The sequence below is a fragment of the Pseudoalteromonas sp. SR44-5 genome (assembly GCF_014163675.1).
GTDB classification, from domain to species: Bacteria; Pseudomonadota; Gammaproteobacteria; order Enterobacterales; family Alteromonadaceae; genus Pseudoalteromonas; species Pseudoalteromonas rhizosphaerae.
In genome coordinates this window covers 1-938 of record NZ_JACJDT010000141.1, presented here as the reverse complement: position 1 = coordinate 938, position 938 = coordinate 1, and the positions used below count along the sequence as shown (strand labels likewise).

The window sequence follows — 938 nt, the reverse complement described above, 5'->3', positions numbered from 1 at the left end:
CAGTAATATTTAGGGTATCCAAGCCCCTCTGATAAAAAAGAAATATAATCGCCGAAAGGGGATACTTTTAAATACTGCATCGTAAATTGGGTGTTAAAGCCTAAATCAACCTTCTCAATCACGTCACCATTAAAGTCATGTAACCAGTATTTATTTTTTTTATCGGCTAAAAAAGTTTTACCGTCTGGCAATAAAAACAAGCCATTAGAGTAAATAATTGGCCGCTCAGTAAGTGTTTTAGTGGGTACGTGGTAGTTATAATGTTTACCACTGGCGTAAAAAATCACATTTTCACTGTCTTTAGTCCAGTTAAAATGAGCATAACCATGGCCTTTGCTCATTAAAATAAACTGTTGGGTTTTAGTGTCCCACAGCTCGCGGGTAAAACCGTGCTCTGTTGTATCCATGGATAAGGCAATGTACCGGTTATCAGGAGAGCGCTTTGGCGTGTGGCTACCAATAAGCCCTCTACCTTCGAAGGCATTTTCAGGAATAATGCGGCGCCTATCAGAGCCATCCATGCGTGCTGAGAACAGCGTTTTCTTTTTCATCCACTCGACTTTCGCGTTAAATAAAATACGCGGAGTTGAAAACGTTTCTTTATCGCCATATACCTCATTGCGCACCTCTTTAGGCCACTCAGGGTGGTACGTATGACGATACGCCATTTTATCTTTACTAAATCGGCTGGGTTGCTCTTCAACAACTTGTTTAGCAGGTGGATTAGGCTCATCACCACAGCCAGTTAATAGCAATGTAGCGACACTTAGTAACATTATTACTGCACGGCGTGAAAATGACTTAGTTAACAGCGGCGTTATTGGTGATTTTTTTACTGAAATTAATGACATCAATAGTCCTTGATTGTACGGTGTAAATTGGTCGTAGAGGCAGCAATGCGAAGCATGAACGGGGTAGTTTTTTGGGCATGAAACGGT

General features: G+C 41.0%; 1 protein-coding gene. It reads right to left on the bottom strand.

The annotated features are described in order from the left end of the window. Positions 1 to 851, bottom strand: an 851-nt coding sequence (locus H5154_RS22870; RefSeq protein ID WP_182719746.1) for a hypothetical protein, incomplete at its 3' end; no start/stop codon positions are given. Positions 852 to 938: the final 87 nt, after the last annotated feature.